This window comes from Deinococcus puniceus (assembly GCF_001644565.1).
Classification (GTDB): Bacteria; Deinococcota; Deinococci; order Deinococcales; family Deinococcaceae; genus Deinococcus; species Deinococcus puniceus.
The window spans coordinates 342,264-356,993 of sequence record NZ_CP011387.1 but is presented as its reverse complement, the minus strand read 5'-3'; the positions used below and the strand labels follow the sequence as shown (position 1 = coordinate 356,993).

Annotated in this window: 15 protein-coding genes; 9 read left to right on the top strand and 6 right to left on the bottom strand. The window is 55.8% G+C overall.

Going from position 1 to position 14,730, the window contains the following annotated elements; all coding sequences use genetic code 11:
- The 4 genes from SU48_RS14050 to SU48_RS01705 form a co-directional block, all read right to left on the bottom strand.
- The gene (locus SU48_RS14050; RefSeq protein WP_157451047.1) at positions 1–162 is read right to left on the bottom strand and encodes a hypothetical protein; all 162 of its coding nucleotides are present in this window, start codon (positions 160–162) and stop codon (positions 1–3) included.
- Between the two features lie 36 nt (positions 163–198).
- Complete coding sequence (locus SU48_RS01715; RefSeq protein WP_064013737.1) at positions 199–1,278, bottom strand: type IV pilus twitching motility protein PilT; 1,080 nt, start codon at positions 1,276–1,278, stop codon at positions 199–201.
- Between the two features lie 107 nt (positions 1,279–1,385).
- Positions 1,386–1,976, bottom strand: coding sequence for a DinB family protein (locus SU48_RS01710; RefSeq protein ID WP_064013736.1), 591 nt, complete (start codon positions 1,974–1,976; stop codon positions 1,386–1,388).
- A gap of 38 nt (positions 1,977–2,014) precedes the next feature.
- The gene (locus SU48_RS01705) at positions 2,015–2,602 is read right to left on the bottom strand and encodes a 5-formyltetrahydrofolate cyclo-ligase (RefSeq protein ID WP_064013735.1); all 588 of its coding nucleotides are present in this window, start codon (positions 2,600–2,602) and stop codon (positions 2,015–2,017) included.
- A gap of 71 nt (positions 2,603–2,673) precedes the next feature.
- Here SU48_RS01705 and SU48_RS01700 point away from each other — a divergent pair, with 71 nt between their 5' ends.
- On the top strand, positions 2,674–3,405 hold the full coding sequence (locus SU48_RS01700) for an HD domain-containing protein (protein WP_064013734.1): 732 nt from the start codon (positions 2,674–2,676) through the stop codon (positions 3,403–3,405).
- 224 nt (positions 3,406–3,629) lie between these two features.
- On the opposite strand, the gene SU48_RS01695 is transcribed toward SU48_RS01700, so the two are convergent.
- Positions 3,630–4,484: a hypothetical protein gene (locus tag SU48_RS01695; protein ID WP_064013733.1), complete on the bottom strand. Its 855-nt coding sequence runs from the start codon at positions 4,482–4,484 to the stop codon at positions 3,630–3,632.
- A 103-nt stretch (positions 4,485–4,587) separates the two neighbouring features.
- Here SU48_RS01695 and SU48_RS14045 point away from each other — a divergent pair, with 103 nt between their 5' ends.
- From SU48_RS14045 to SU48_RS01685, 5 genes are all read left to right on the top strand, one after another.
- A complete protein-coding gene (locus tag SU48_RS14045; protein WP_157451046.1) occupies positions 4,588–4,791 on the top strand; it encodes a hypothetical protein in 204 nt (67 codons plus the stop codon).
- Between the two features lie 117 nt (positions 4,792–4,908).
- On the top strand, positions 4,909–7,245 hold the full coding sequence (locus tag SU48_RS01690; protein WP_064013732.1) for a DNA-primase RepB domain-containing protein: 2,337 nt from the start codon (positions 4,909–4,911) through the stop codon (positions 7,243–7,245).
- Between the two features lie 669 nt (positions 7,246–7,914).
- Entirely contained in the window at positions 7,915–9,027 is a 1,113-nt protein-coding gene (locus SU48_RS13850) for an AAA family ATPase (RefSeq protein WP_197474669.1), read from the top strand.
- Complete coding sequence (locus SU48_RS13845) at positions 9,024–9,980, top strand: DUF4435 domain-containing protein (protein ID WP_082869603.1); 957 nt, start codon at positions 9,024–9,026, stop codon at positions 9,978–9,980. Before SU48_RS13850 ends, SU48_RS13845 begins: the two co-directional genes overlap by 4 nt.
- A gap of 644 nt (positions 9,981–10,624) precedes the next feature.
- A complete protein-coding gene (locus SU48_RS01685) occupies positions 10,625–11,383 on the top strand; it encodes a hypothetical protein (RefSeq protein ID WP_064013731.1) in 759 nt (252 codons plus the stop codon).
- On the opposite strand, the gene SU48_RS01680 is transcribed toward SU48_RS01685, so the two are convergent.
- Positions 11,361–12,128, bottom strand: a complete 768-nt coding sequence (locus tag SU48_RS01680) for a hypothetical protein (RefSeq protein WP_157451045.1) — start codon at positions 12,126–12,128, stop codon at positions 11,361–11,363. The genes SU48_RS01685 and SU48_RS01680 overlap by 23 nt on opposite strands.
- 147 nt (positions 12,129–12,275) lie before the next feature.
- On the opposite strand from SU48_RS01680, the gene SU48_RS01675 reads away from it, so the two are divergent.
- The 3 genes from SU48_RS01675 (at position 12,276) to SU48_RS13840 (ending at position 14,637) form a co-directional block, all read left to right on the top strand.
- Positions 12,276–12,635 (top strand): hypothetical protein, encoded by a 360-nt coding sequence (locus SU48_RS01675; protein WP_064013729.1) that lies wholly within the window; start codon positions 12,276–12,278, stop codon positions 12,633–12,635.
- A 92-nt stretch (positions 12,636–12,727) separates the two neighbouring features.
- Positions 12,728–13,915 carry a site-specific integrase gene (locus tag SU48_RS01670; protein WP_082869602.1) on the top strand — a complete coding sequence of 396 codons (1,188 nt, stop codon included), beginning with the start codon at positions 12,728–12,730 and terminating at the stop codon, positions 13,913–13,915.
- Positions 13,916–14,334: 419 nt separating this feature from the next.
- Positions 14,335–14,637, top strand: a complete 303-nt coding sequence (locus SU48_RS13840) for an HNH endonuclease (protein ID WP_082869601.1) — start codon at positions 14,335–14,337, stop codon at positions 14,635–14,637.
- The last annotated feature ends 93 nt before the right edge of the window (positions 14,638–14,730 follow it).

Genomic DNA, 14,730 nt, shown 5'->3' with positions numbered 1-14,730 from the left:
CTAATCCACGTCTGAGTCTATATTTTCAGCTCTTTCAATGGTTCTTTCCGCATCTGGCAGTTCATCCCAACTGTTGAAATCCTGCTCTTGTTGGGGTGGCTGCCCGCGTTCAATCGGGCCTTCTATCAAAATCAGGGCAGAGTAGATTGAGTCACTGGTCATGCGGCAGCGTAACAGCTTAGATACTCCGGCTCTCCATCAAGCGAACTGACGCGTCATCAGCAGCAATTTCAACTCGTGTGGACTCGTCGCCGTGTGCATGGCGTCTTCTTCGCTCATCAGGCCGCTGGAGACCAGTTCGGCCAAATGTTGATCGAAGGTGTGCATTCCGCGCATGCCGCCTTCTAAGAGCGCCTGCTTAATTTCTTCGGTGCGGTTGGGGTCTTTGATGCACTCGCGCACGGTGGGCGTGCCCAGCATGATTTCCATGCCCAGCACGCGTCCGCCGCCCAGCTTGGGCAACAGACGTTGGCTGACCACACCCACAATCGTCTCCGACAGACCCAACCGGATCTGCTCGCGCTCGTGCGGGGCAAAAAAGTCGATGATGCGGTTCACGGTTCGCACGGCGTCTTGGGTGTGCAACGTGGAAAACACCAAATGCCCGGTCTGGGCCGCACTCAGCGCCGCTTCGACCGTCTCTTTGTCTCGCATCTCTCCGATCAGGATCACGTCGGGGTCTTGGCGCATGCTGGCCCGCAGTCCGGCGGCAAAGCTGAGGGTGTCGCTGCCCAGTTCGCGCTGAGAAATCAGGCCCAATTTATCGCTGTGCATGATCTCGATGGGGTCTTCCAGCGTCACGATGTTCACGGGCTGGGTGGCGTTGATGTAGTCAATGATGCTGGCCAGCGTGGTGGTTTTGCCGCTCCCAGTCGGCCCCGTGACCAGCACCAAGCCGCGCTCGTGACCTGCCAAGCCCTCAAAGGTGGCGGCGGGCAGGCCCAATTCGGCAAAGCTGGGAATGGGTTTGTTCTCGATCACGCGCATGATCAGGCCCACCGAGCCGCGCTGGTGGTAGGCATTGACGCGGAAGCGGGCCACGCCGGGCACACCGTAAGCAAAATCGGCGTCGCGGCGGGTCTGAAAGTCTTCCCACATGCCGGGACGCGGCATCATTTCGGTGGCGAATCCCTCCACGTGTTCGGGCGTCAGGCGGCTTTCACCAAAACGCCGGATTTCGCCGTTGATGCGGCCAGCAGGCGCACTTCCGGCCCGCAAGTGAATATCGCTGGCTCCCTCACGAACCATCACGGCCAGCAGTTCCTTCAGCACACTCATGCCCTGCACACTAGCGGCGGGCGTCTTACAGCTTTCCCCCAGTCGGGGGGGTGAGGGGAGAGAGTTGACTCCCCCTCTCTCCCCCCGCATTCGCTCTTGGCTCTGTCTTAGCTGGCGCGGCCCGCTTTCAGTTTTCGGCTTTCTATATCGGCGTGCTGGGTCAGGTATTGCAGCCAACCTTTGGCCGTCAGGGGGCCAAAATCGTTGTGCTCTATTTTCAGGTCGTCGTCGGGGGCCGCCGCATGGAGTTCGCGGGCCAATTCCACGCTGCGGGCGCGGGTCTGAGACAACAGGTCTTGCAGTTCGCTGAGGCTGGCCTCACTGGGCGGGCGGTAGGGGCCGTAGTCGTCGCGCTCGTAGGGACGCTGGCCCAGCGCCACACGCAGGCGGTTCTGGCCCCAGCGTTCTATGCCGATGATGTGCGCCAACACATCCCGGTTGCCTGCCATATCGGCGGCGCGGCTTGCCCGTCCAGTCAGCATCATGCCGCCGCGCTCCAGCCCTTGCCCCAGCGCGGCATAACTGGCGTTGCGAGCGGGCCGTTCTATCAGTTGGGCGGCCACCAAGCCCTTCACCTGCTGCCCCACGCCCTCGCCGTCTTTGCTGCGGCTGCGGGCAATCAGCGCGGCCACACCCACAGCGGCCACCGTGACCACGACAGGAACGATGGGAAGGGCAGGAGTGGGTTTGGAAGTCATGCCTGTCAGTGTAGACGGTGAATGCCAAGGGCGGAAGATTACGCGCTGTTTAGAACGCCAATCTCTATGACCCCACCCGGCGTACCGATGAGCGACACACCCGAATCGGCGGGGCAGGGCAACTGCTCACGCAGCATCAGCCCGTGCGCCAGCGTAAACTCTGGCAAGTCCAGATGCAGCCCGCGTGCGCCCCAGCCGAAGCCTTTGCCCACTCTGCCGCCCCTGCGGTCTGCGGCCACACACGCCAGCACCGCCGCCTGTGCGCCATCCGGCCTGAGTTTCGGCTCGCCGTGCGCCGCCATTTTAGACAGGTTCGCACCTGCTGGATCGGTCAGTTTCCAGTACCAGCCGTCTTTTTTCAGGTTCGGCACGTACACCGTGAGGCCCGATTGAAGCGCCAGCTTTCGCAGCGGCATCAGCACCCGGTCTGGCCCCACGATCAGCGTGTGCAGCGGCGCAACCGCCGGGTGCTTCAGCAGGTGCTTGGCAGCCTCCCGCGCCCCGGTAAAGTGGGGATGGTGGCCGTGCGGCGGCAGCGGATAGCCACACAGCCGCGCCCGCTCCAGTGCGTCCCAAACGGCGGTGCGGTGTGCGCCTGCGGTAGCGCCGGGTAGGGAATCGGTCATCGGTATAGGGAGCATAGCGGGCCGGGGCAAATCTGCACCCTGTCCCCAGCAAGATTGCGTAGGGTAAAGCCGTGACTTTTCCTCTGACAGAAAACTTTACCGAGGCCCTGCAACTGGCGCATAAATGGCATCTGGGCCAGTACCGCAAAGGCACACAGACGCCGTACCTGTCGCATTTGCTGGGTGTGGCGTCGGTGGCGCTGGAATTTGGCGCGACGGAAGCCGAAGCCATAGCCGCGCTGTTACACGACGCGCTGGAAGATGGGCCGGAGAATCTGACGGCGGATAAGAATGAGCGGGAGCAGGTTCGCGGGGAGTTGGAAGCCCAAATTCAGGCCAAATTTGGTGACGAAGTGGCGGCGTTAGTGCGCGGAGCCACTGAAGAAACGCCGCTGGTGGACGGAGGAAAAGCACCTTGGCCTAAGCGCAAGCTGACCTATCTGGGCAAGTTGAATCGTGAGGGAGCCAGTTCGCTGCTGGTCAGTGCCTCCGACAAATTACACAACGCCCGCAGCATCCTGACCGACGTGCTGACCGAAGGCACGACGCCGGAAGCGCGGGAAGCCTATTTTGGCCGTTTCAGTCAGGGCCGCGAAGGAACCTTGCAGTATTACCGCCTGCTGGCCGATGCCTACAAGCAGGCTCCGGGGGCGGCGGGGCGGCCCCGTCTACAAGCCCTGTTTGCCGAACTGGAGCGCACCGTGTCGGCCCTAGAAGTGGCGTGCGGTGTCACGCCCGATGAGGTTCGGCGGTATGTACCGCTGCGTTCTGCCCATCCTGACGAAGCTCTAGGGCTCATCTGACCAGAAAGAGGCCCCCATCAACGCTATGACGGGGGCTTAGTGGTGGATCGTGTAGGAATCGAACCTACAACCCGCTGATTAAGAGCTGCCCTGAACCAAAACGTCCCCAGACGGCTTGATGCGTTAACAGCCTCGTGCACGCGTTTTCTTCCGGGCCTATCCTTAGCTCAAACGCCAGTTTCCGGTGCCAGACGGCCCGATTCGTGGCACTGATGTGGCAGTGTTTAAGCTTGCTGACGGCGACGCTCACGGCTGGCCCGCTGCTTGCAAGCCCCGCTACAGTACATACGGTCTTTGTGCAACGCATGGGTGTAAATTTTTGCGCAGTGCTCACAGCGTTTAATTTTGCCCTGCCCAGTCACCGACTGAATAAAGAGTGTCCAAATAGCAGACTCTAAGTCTTGAGGTACGATCGACCACCCCAATTGACCTGATTCTTCGTTGAGTTCAGCTTTGATGTGAACGTTGATCGTATGTTCCCGGTCAATCAAATGATAGGTGAGTGTTTGTGCTTCCTGAATACTAAACTCTCTCAGCGCGGTGATTTGAAGAGTGTTGAAGATGTATTCGCGGATTGCCCCATCGGCATACTCCGCCAAAAAATTCTTCAACTCGAGAGAAGTGATCTGATGGTTGGCGTATTCGTGGAGCTTAACCGCGATGGATAGGGTTGTCATAGACAAGCGCCAACTCGAAGCTGAATCAATGACGTACTTGTCATTGATGTAAGGATTTGGAAACTGGGAAGATCGCACTACGGGATTGAGGCCATGGGTAGTCAGCATTCCGTATGTCTGGCACAGCTTCACGATGGTTTCATCCGACGCATTGGGTTGAGCGAACGCATCAAACAACTGAGGGGCATCGAGCGGGCGGGTGGCAATCCATTGACCCGCCCTTGAGGCGCAGATGTAACGTTCGTTGCGCCACGGCCAGTCTCCGTACCTCCTTAATTCCTGAGCATGAGCCTCAAGTACGGCGCGTGTATCTGGATGGTCGTTGTCGAGCAGCGCAGCAGGACGAAACCAGTGGAATCTAAGGAGCCGCAGTTCAGCCCAGGAATCTGATGGCTTGGTCATGTCACCCAAATGTTACCCTTTTCAGGATGATTCTGCTCAGAGCGAATTGATACGGTGGCGTCCGAGGAGAAACGGTTTGAGCCGTACTCGCTCAGGAGGTTCCGTGACAAAGCTACTGCTGACTGTTCCAGAGGCCATCGTCTATCAACGCGAAAAGTATGGGCACGTCTGTTTTGGGCGCGACGCACTCTACGCCATCGCTCGGTCAGGCAAAGTAAAAATTGTGAAATACCGTAATCGAAAGTTGCTCTTCCCTACGGCCACCATTGATCTGTTGATGAAAGGCGAAACTCGGGGTCTCAACTAACATGCGTCGCCCTGGGCAAGAGGGCGACGCATGGCGAACGGACTTCAACGTACCATGTACCGCTGGCCGCTTCCAACCTGACGCTTCTCCTTCTAACCCCAAGCGAACGGTGGTTGGATGAGCGAACTGCCCGCCGAAATGCAGCAGTTTCTGGCCTATTTTTCTGGCCCGCACACTTTCCAGACCATCGATGATCGCAACACCAAGGACGGTCGTGTGCCCAAACGCCGTTGGATGAGCGGCATCCACCATGACACCAGCCGTTTGCTGGCTCTGAATGAGCAGGGTGCGGGCGTTTTTCTGATGATCAATCAGGGTGACGGTCTAGGACGAAAAAACGAGAATGTGACCCATATCCGGGCTTTTTTCGCTGATTTTGATGGTCAACCCCTGCCCGAAAGCTGGCCACTAGAACCCAGTCTGATCGTGGCGACGAGTCCTGGCAAATTCCACGTGTACTGGATCCTTCCCCAACCGATCCCAGTGTTGCCATCTGCACAGTGGAATGGCTTGCAGAAAAGTCTTGCTCTGCGCGTGGGAAGTTGCCCAGATGACTGTCAGGGGCTTAACCGAACGATGCGGGTTCCTGGTTCATGGCACCGGAAGAATGAACCGTTCCTCTGCCAGATGACCGAACAAACCGACAACAGGTATGAGTTGTCGCAGATCATTGCCGCTTTCGGAAATCCGTCAGTGAAACTCAAGGAGCTCAAACCGGGTCGCGTAGCGCCAAAAGACCTCGTGGGTCAGCTTGCTGCCGCTGAGCCCGGCCAACGAAACACGACGCTCAACCGGGTGGCATTTGAGGCCGGGCGCTTGATTCGGTCAGGCCATCTCCGACGGGAAGACATAGAGCCGGAATTGCGCCGCGCCGCCTTAAAAATCAAGCTGCCCGCTGACGAAGTCGATGACACACTCCGCCGTGGGATTGAAGACGGATTCAATGCTTCAGTCACCGAGAAGGCAAGCCACCATGGCAATGTGCCTCTGTCCGTGCGCTTAATGGAGCGGATCCAAGCTGACGGTGGCGAGTGGTGGTGCGATGATCATGGGCAACCCTACGTGTCGTTTTCCCATGATGGCCGTCTAGAACACCACCCGCTGCCTTCCCAGAGCGCTCGGGAATACGTTAGCCTCTTGGCCTACGAAGCGGAGCAGAGCGTAATCAGTTCGCAGGGGAGCAATGAAATCCTTGGCTTGTTAGGTGCGCTTGCCCGCCGGGACGGGGTAATCCATCCAGTGGGCCTGCGGGCGCGGCATTTTTTGGGACGCTCTTACCTTGATCTCGGACGGCCTGACTGGCAAGTCGTTGAACTGGGAGCAGGCAGGCCGCGCCTGATGCCTGCAGGTGAGTGCCCGGTGCGTTTTGTGCGTCCACTAGGTATGGGCATGTTACCGGTACCCACCTGGGGAGGAAGTCTCGCAGATCTCAGACAATTTCTCACTGTCGACGATGATGGATTTCTCCTCATCATAGGATGGCTTTTGGCAGGGTTGTCAGGGATGAGCCCCTATCCAGTTCTGGCAATTGGGGGGGCACATGGGCAGGGCAAAAGCACCGTGTCGAGCGTGTTGAAGCGCCTCGTGGATCCGGGGCGGGCCACCCGGCGAAGCGCGCCCCGGTCGGCGCAGGATTTATTCGTTGCCGCCGTCAATGCGTATGTCCTTGATTATGAAAACCTTTCCGCTGTTCCGCATTGGATGAGCGACGCCCTGTGTGTGCTTTCAACGGGTGGGACGATGACCTCCCGGGAGCTATACACCGACCGGGGCGAGTCTGTTTTGGAAGCCATTCGCCCCGTGATCATCAATGGCATTCCCGACCTCGTAGAACGTGCCGATCTGATGGATCGTGCGCTCGTGGTCACACTCGGGGGCCTAGCTCCATCTGCCAGACGCTCGGAAGCAGAGTTCTGGCATCGATTCACTGAGGTTCAGCCTGCATTGCTGGGCGCACTGTGCACGGTGCTGGACAGTGCGCTGCAACGCCTGCCTACCGTGAGCCTGCCTGACCCCCCTCGAATGGCGGATTTCGCCCGTCTGATGGTGGCGGCAGAGCCCAATTTGCCCTGGCCAGCGGGAACATTTTTAGCCACCTACTCCGCCATGCGGAGCAAGAGTTCCTATCAGCTGCTGGAGGACGATCTGCTGGCAGCTGCCCTGATGCACCTCATGAACCAAGGAGAGTGGAAAGGGCCAGTCCAAGCGTTGCTGCTTGAATTGACCGAGCAGGCCTATCCAGACGGGCACACACCACGCGATTGGCCTCGGTCAGCCCGGGGCCTAGGTGAACTGCTCCGCCGATTGGCCCCAGCACTCTATGAGGCAGGGTATGTGGTTGAAGCGCTCCCCAGAACAGCATCAGGTGTACCTTACCGCCTCTACCAGAAATCTGGTTCAGATATACACAACGTACACAAAGATCAAAAATCTGCGTCTGGAACGACAAATTGACAACTCTGACACATGAGGGCAATGTACATTGTCTCAGCCTGTCGAACAAGCAGTTTTATGTTCAACAGGCAACGGACGCCCACTATTGGTAGTCCGTTGCCTGAGCCTGATGAACGAGCCAAAGGCCGTGTCCATCGCTGAGGTCGATCAAACCACGCCGCGAAAAACAACGTGTTTCTGGGATCCCCAAGACAACTCAACGGACTACCACTATTGACCTCGGCTGAAATTCACGACGAAAGGTAGCTGCGAAGAAGTTGTTTTGGGTGCCGGATATACCGAACGCGCTGCCACCCGATCCGGAGGCGTGCCTTCAACTCCTTCACGGGAGGATGACAAGACTTTGATTTTTCGGCTGGCAGATTCCACCCTCAAAATTCGTGCGGGCATGGAGAAATATCCAAATTTGTTGAACGCACTCGAAACTATTCGGCATACACTACAGTTGGTTCATCACAAGCAAAGCGTCACAAAAAAACACATGTCTCGAAATAGTCTTGAGCCCGGATATCACCCCCCCTAATGGGGGAATCATTCCAGGAGGATGATAGGCAATAAGTATAAATTATCGATAGTGGTCTGCATGCATAGCTCGTCATCCAAACAGATCTGTGAAACAAATTGTTTTACATGAATTCGGGGAAAAGTGAAATGGCTAAAATACGTAATATGACTATAAGCAATCTCCTTGGCAGGAGCGGAACAACAAGGATAAAATTTGAGGCAGGAACGAATATAATTTATGGTAGAAATGGTAAGGGGAAGACGACTATTCTAGATTTAGTTGCAAGTTCATTTAGCAATGACACACAGCATATCAAAGAGGTAGAGTTCTCAGAGTGCAGAGTAAGGATTGACGCACCAGAATACAGAACTGAATTAACAAAGAGTATATCACGAAAGGTCATTTACTCTTCTGCTGCTGAGGATATAGATTTTTACAGTCAGTTTCCTGAGATGGATTTCGATTACTTAGGTGAACATGATGACTTGGTTGATGAAAACCTGTTCATCTGGAAAAATCTCGACTCAAGTTCAAGTAGTCTTCCACTTGATGTCACTTATTTGAGAATAGACAGATTGCATAAGTTTGAAAAAACTATATCCGGAGACGAATCCGAAACATTCGGCAAAAACATTAAAAACTTATGGACTATCTACAATAATAGATTGCTTTCGCAGATTCAAGAGAAGCAAGAGGGTTTTATAGTCGATCTCATTGTGGGTGATGGGCCTCCTTCATATATGAGTGAACATCAGAGACGACATGGTTATCTGCAACTGATGCGGTTTGTGTCGGATCGGCCAAAGTTTAAATTAAGGGATTTCGAAATTTCGTATGAAGAATTCTCAAGGAGATACGCTGACGAACCCGGATTTAAACGTATTGTGGACGAAATATCTGGTTTGCAAGAATTTTCCGATAATATTAACCAGCCCAGAAACGCATTACAGAATATCTTGAGTGACCTACTCTCTGAGGAAATATCGGTTAGATATTTCCGCAACAACATACACTTCTACAGTCAGAGCAACAAGAGAATATATTTAGATAGACTCTCATCTGGAGAGAAACACGTCCTGTTTATCTTGATAAACATCGCAAATGCAGGAAATGGTTTAGTTATTATTGATGAGCCTGAACTCTCTATGCATGTTTCATGGCAAAATAAACTGCTTGATGCGATGACCTCAATCAATCCTGAAGCTCAAATTGTAATGGCGACCCACTCTCCAGAGATTGTTTCGTCAAACAAAAATACAAATTTTATAAAAATATGACTCAACCAAACACTGATCCAGATTTCCCCATGAGAACATCGGCTTCATTCCTTGCTACTGCTACCATGCAAGGAGCAGGAATTTTGATCATTGTTGAAGGTAAGGACAATGACCCCTATGTCTATAGTAAACTCATCCAAGCGGGCAGAACCTCAGCGCAAGTACAGTTTGCGATTATCAGAATAGAAAATGTAGATCAATCCTCTATAGGCCTCTCTAAAGGAACATCTGGAAAGCATGCTATCATTAATCTTTTCAAAGAGCTTCAAAGACGAGGCGAGCTTTCGGGTCGCATTGCTGTGGACAAGTACTGTTGTCTCTTTATGCTTGATAAAGATTTAGATGATTCTAAAGCTGCGAAAATTTCTAACCCGCATGTTGTATACACCCCTAATTACGATATAGAAAGTTCTCTATTCGAGAACACTAACATAGTCGAGTTGATTGCTGCATCGGCCTCCGCGGATCATTTAACAGTCAAAAGTAAAATAAAATATTCAGGCTCACGGGAGGTCGCTGCTATTTGGAGAGATTGGGCAGCTTTGTGCTATGCGAATGACGTATTGGGAATAGGTAGCAATATTGGCTTCAAGCCTTCCAAGATAAACGTACCTTTCCATGATAAAACAGATCCAATAGCTCTGAAAAATTATAGGGATTCACTTGTATCAGATGCATATTTAAAAGGTATACCAGAAACTCAAGTCGATTCGTTTATACAGCAAGGCTTAGATATTTTTGATAGTGGAAGCTTCCCTATAAGCTTCAAAGGGAAGTGGTTCTATCATATAATCTCATCTGCAGTAAGATCTCACTTAGCGCCATACGGATTTGATACGGGTGGTATAGATCAGAAGATGAAGTCTTCACTTAGATCCTTGGCGAATTACGATCTTATTTTATGGAATGAATTAAGAGTAGCGATATTCGAGGCAGAGTCCAGATTGATTTAGTGAAGTCAGCTAATTCTACTATTAATTTCACAGGTGATTTTACGCTCAATAACCCAAATGTACAAAAGGGCTTGACAAATTGGGGACAGAATTAGCTTAATTTTACTTATTAATTTCGGCTGCAATAAGGGACGATAAACTTTGTGGGTGACCGACCATTGGCGACCCGCGCACCTCACGCGAACTCAACTTGAAGAACGTTAACTGCAGTTCCTCCAGCTAGTCGAGGCCCAGCAACACAGTTCCAAGGAGTTTGCTGAGTTTCTGGGGGTCTTGATGAGTACGCTCCGCACTTGCAGACAACGCCTGCGACAGCAGGGGTCAGACGCCCTGCAGGCCACCGTCACCACAGGGAGAGCGCCGGCGCTCTCCCCGAGCAACGGGAAACCCTGAAGCGACTCCTCAACGAGGGGGCGCAGGTTCACTGGAGCGAACCCAAAGTACCGGGCCAGCAGGCAAGTCATTTCTAGGCGCAATGATACTGGCTCGCTCCTAGGATGGGGCTCAGTTGTTCTTCTGTCCGGGGCAGGCAACGAAACGAACTCAAAAATCTGTTGTAAGGGAACTGTATTACAGTTTTCCAGAACCAGCGTGAACCATTGATTTCGCTTGTCATCTCTAGGGAAGTCACTTACGGTAGAGCCATGAGCGATCCGCACCGCATTGCCAAGCTGGTTCTGATCGACGTGGCCCGGAACGGTGCTGTGACCACCCGCAGCATGATCGCCCGGCACGGGCCTAAACCCAATTGGCGAATCCTTCTCGAAGATGGCTACGTCACGGAACTGCAGACCATTTACGGGGCGGTGCTCACCCTTGGCCCCCTAGGCCGAACAGGCTTGGCCGAGACCCCCCCACCTTTCCCTGTCCCTTACGTGGCCGCCCCGGGTACCGCTGCCGACCGCGCATACCTGATGGACGCTATTGCAGTGCTGGAGCGTGATAACTACAGCGTTATCCGGCACCTCTACAAGAAGGCGGGCAAGGTGGGCACAGCAGCATGCAAGGGACGGGATACCACGGATCAAATCACCTCTACGGTCATGCGCGTGCCACCCGATCGCCTGCGCTATTTGGAGTGGAAGTACCACCGCTTTATCGATACGTCTCCCCGGAGCGGTGGCTACATTCCCGAGCGTCCCGGTTATCCCCGGCTGTACGCCACAATTAGCGGGGGCGGCATTCGCTTGCCGCGGCTGCGCAAACTTATGGCCCTGCACCGCGATCACCAGAGGATTCGGTGGCGCAGCCCGTTGATCGTAGCCGTGCCCGAAGAAGGTGACATGCGGGCCTACTTGCGGCAACTCGAAGCCCGGGAAACGGCATTGATCGAGCGCGCGAGCCTGCGCCCGGTGGACGAGCCCGTGACCCTCGTCCATCTCATCGTGTTGCCGTTGCCGTAAAGACTTGGCTGAGGCCTACCGCCTTGTGGCAGCGGGGCCGCCCCTCATACGGCTCGCGCACCGACCAGAAGTTGACGTAGCGGGTCTCGGCCTGCACCACCCGTGGCAGCTTGCCCTGGGCCTGCAAGAGGTTGATCTCCCGCAGCACCGACCCCGTTCGGGCGTGAATACTGGTCGCCCAGTACAGCCGCGTGAAGCCGGCTTCCGCCGCCGCCGTGACCTTCTCCCGGATCCGCCGCCGAGAGTAACCCGCATCAAATTCCACCGCCCAGTCCGACCGGCGGGAGGCGTCCAGCGACTGCACGATCTCGGCGTCCGGCCACTGCTGCGCCAGTCCCAACCCCCCCGCGCCTCGGGCCGTGAGATGCCGCCAGACCTCCCCCTCGGCCAGGGTCAGGCGTGCCCGCGCTTCGCCCAAGCCTGCGAGGTGCATCAGTTCTCTGGGAGCTTGTTGCAGCTGCTCCGGCTTCAACGCCACGAAGGTCAGGTCATGTCCGCTCTCGGCGTCGGTGACCCTGACCCGGCAGGTGCGCGTTACTCGGGGCAACGCCAGCGCGTCGGCTTCTTTCAGCCAGCCCCGGCGGGTGAGTTGCGCGGTCGTCAACACCCCGTCTATGGCCAAGGCTGCCCGCAGTTGTGCCCGCCGCGCGGCCCAATGCCCGGCAGTCATGGGCCGCCGTCCACAGGCCGAGAAGCCGATTTGCTGCAAAAGTCTGTTTGATGCATTTGGGCACGATAAAGGCAAGCGGGGGTGTGTCGCTGTGAAGATATCTTTTGTTTAGGGTTTTGTTGAGTGGGAAGAAGATAGCCAAACGAATGAACACGTGTGAAAACGGATGAAATATCATTGGCTTTACACCATAGTAATTATCAATGTCTTTAATCTGTTGACATGCTTGCCTCTGAGTTGGCTCTGGAAGTCGAGATTGATCCCAGTGTGATGTCCAAGCGAATTGGCACGTACTTTCTGGAAACGGGCCGACGGAAAGAGCGCCACCTGAGTGCACTGTCTGTCGCGCAGCTTCGGCAAGCGCACGAATTGCTCGACGGCGGGCAGGCCCGGTCATTTCGGACAGCGGTGCAGATGGTAATCGGAACCTACGCGGATCCCGTGCCGCCGGAGTCCACCAAACAGCTGCTCCAGCGCTTGGATGAACTTCAGACCACCCATCAAGAACTGATGGAGAAAGTGCAGCGGATCCTGGAGTACTTCGAGCAAGCTGTGCGGGCTGAGTCCAGACCCAACGGCTGACCTTTCCAACGCTTAGAACTGGGCTGGCGCGTGTTCTCACGGAAGGACACATCACTGACAGCCCGCTGCACTTTCCAACCCAGGAGACCAGAATGACCAGACGTGGACGCGGCGAAGGGACGATCAGCATGCGCAAGAAAGGCCAGCCGTCCAAAGGTTGGAAAGGGGCCGTCACCGTGGGTGTCAAGCCCAGTGGCGCTCTGGATCGCCGGTGGGTCAGCGGCAAAACCCGGCAAGAAGTGTTACAGAAAAAACAGGCGCTGGAAGCCCAAGTCAGCACTGGTTTAGTCACTCCTTCGGAAGGCATGACCCTGCAAGACTGGCTGATGCGCTGGGCCGAGATGCGGGACTTGCAGGGGGTCAAACCCAACACGCTGCGCAGTTACCGCGACACGGCCCGGCTGTCGATCAATCCCTACCTCGGCAAAAAACGCCTTGACCGTCTGCAACCCGCCGACGTGCAGGGGTTGTTGTTGGCCCTCAAACGGGATCAAAAGTCGGTGGCGGGATTGCGCTACACCCTGCGGGTGCTGAAAATGGCGCTCCGCAGCGCCGTGGAATTGCAGCTGATACCCCGCAGTGTGGCCGAAGCGGTGCGCGCGCCCAAAAGAGAGGAGCAGGAGATGCGGGTGTGGACGCCGGTACAGGCCAGGCAGTTTATGACAGTGGCCAACCCGCACCGTCTTGGGGCGCTGTTCCACCTGGCCCTGACCACGGGAATGCGGCGCGGTGAACTGCTGGGCCTCCAGTGGGCCGACATCGACTGGGAGGCCAGCCGCATTACGGTGCGTCACAGCCTGATTGAGGTGCGGCGCGAGTCCGAGGGCCGCATCTACCGGGGCAAACCCACGGTCAGCCGGGTGATGACCGAACTGAGCACCCCCAAAACCAAAAAATCGCGCCGCACCATCCGGCTGTCGCCGGGCACCGTGGAGCGGCTGCGTGAACACCAAAATCATCAGCGTGCGGAAGCTGCTCACTCCGGTTTGAACTGGAAACCCCAAGGCGCGGTATTTGCCAGCGAGGCGGGCACATATATTGATCCACGCAATCTGTACCGTGATTTCCGTACCCTGATCACGCAAGCCGAAGTGCCCACCATCCGGCTGCATGACCTGCGCCATACGGCGGCCTCTTTGATGATCCTGCGCGGCGTTCCGCCGAAGACCGTCAGTGAGCGCCTCGGCCATGCCGACGTGGGCTTTACGCTGCAGGTCTACACCCACCTCTATGACGAACAAAAGGACGAGGCAGTGTTTGAGCTGGAGGACGTGTTGTGAACTTGACGTGCCCCTGGGCTGGTGGATCCACAGGGGGCGCAGCGTGCCTGAATTGTCTATGACGCTGGCACGGTAGAGGGCCGGATGAGGAAGCGCGTAACGCCTCGCCCGAACTCACTCCGGGCATCTATGGAAATTGGGCTGAGCTGTCCTGCAAAGGCGAAATGCGGCGTGCTGGTTTATTTGCAATGACTGCTGTTTCTCAGCAGCACTGTCCCTAACACGATGCGGTTGGCTGGAAAGAGCAGTGCTCTGGCCGAGACGAATTGCATCTTCTCGATGGCGGGCAGCATGGGAGAGCGTATGTGGGTGAAGAATAAGGAATCTGCGGTCATTCGGCAGCACTTGTTCACTGTCTCTGACCCAAGCGTGCACCTGGGTAACGTTTTTTCATTCGCACCCTCTACCCGGTAGCGCAGATGGGACGGCACTACCGGAAGTGTAAAGATCCAGTGACCGGACGCCGCAAGCGCAGTCACCGAGTGATCGCCGCGCGGCTATTAGGGCGGCCCCTACTTTCCACCGAAGTGGTGCATCACCGGGACGGCAACAAGAACAACAACGCGCCGGAGAATCTCCTGGTGTTAAGTTCTGCGGCGGCCCACTCGTCGCTTGAGGCCCGTTTAAAGCGGAGGCGACGTGGGCAGCCCACTCTCTTTCCTGATCTGCTGGAGGATGAGGGCGGAGAACGGGTGGGGACGCTCTTTGAACGGTTGGGGTAAAGCTCATCCATATTTTGAGTCATTGATCAAAGCCTGCCTGCCTTAGCAGGAGACCGTTGGTGTGCTGTTGCTGTCCCTGCCCTGTTTCAAGCG

Bases quoted from the DNA above. Each gene is read 5' to 3' on its own strand.
- SU48_RS01685 (WP_064013731.1), top strand. From the start codon at position 10,625: ATGAGCGATCCGCACCGCATTGCCAAGCTGGTTCTGATCGACGTGGCC.
- SU48_RS13845 (WP_082869603.1), top strand. From the start codon at position 9,024: ATGACTCAACCAAACACTGATCCAGATTTCCCCATGAGAACATCGGCT.
- SU48_RS14050 (WP_157451047.1), bottom strand. From the start codon at position 162: ATGACCAGTGACTCAATCTACTCTGCCCTGATTTTGATAGAAGGCCCG.
- SU48_RS01690 (WP_064013732.1), top strand. From the start codon at position 4,909: ATGAGCGAACTGCCCGCCGAAATGCAGCAGTTTCTGGCCTATTTTTCT.
- SU48_RS01675 (WP_064013729.1), top strand. From the start codon at position 12,276: ATGCTTGCCTCTGAGTTGGCTCTGGAAGTCGAGATTGATCCCAGTGTG.
- SU48_RS01695 (WP_064013733.1), bottom strand. From the start codon at position 4,484: ATGACCAAGCCATCAGATTCCTGGGCTGAACTGCGGCTCCTTAGATTC.
- SU48_RS13840 (WP_082869601.1), top strand. From the start codon at position 14,335: ATGGGACGGCACTACCGGAAGTGTAAAGATCCAGTGACCGGACGCCGC.
- SU48_RS13850 (WP_197474669.1), top strand. From the start codon at position 7,915: ATGACTATAAGCAATCTCCTTGGCAGGAGCGGAACAACAAGGATAAAA.
- SU48_RS01670 (WP_082869602.1), top strand. From the start codon at position 12,728: ATGACCAGACGTGGACGCGGCGAAGGGACGATCAGCATGCGCAAGAAA.
- SU48_RS01705 (WP_064013735.1), bottom strand. From the start codon at position 2,602: ATGACCGATTCCCTACCCGGCGCTACCGCAGGCGCACACCGCACCGCC.
- SU48_RS01710 (WP_064013736.1), bottom strand. From the start codon at position 1,976: ATGACTTCCAAACCCACTCCTGCCCTTCCCATCGTTCCTGTCGTGGTC.
- SU48_RS01715 (WP_064013737.1), bottom strand. From the start codon at position 1,278: ATGAGTGTGCTGAAGGAACTGCTGGCCGTGATGGTTCGTGAGGGAGCC.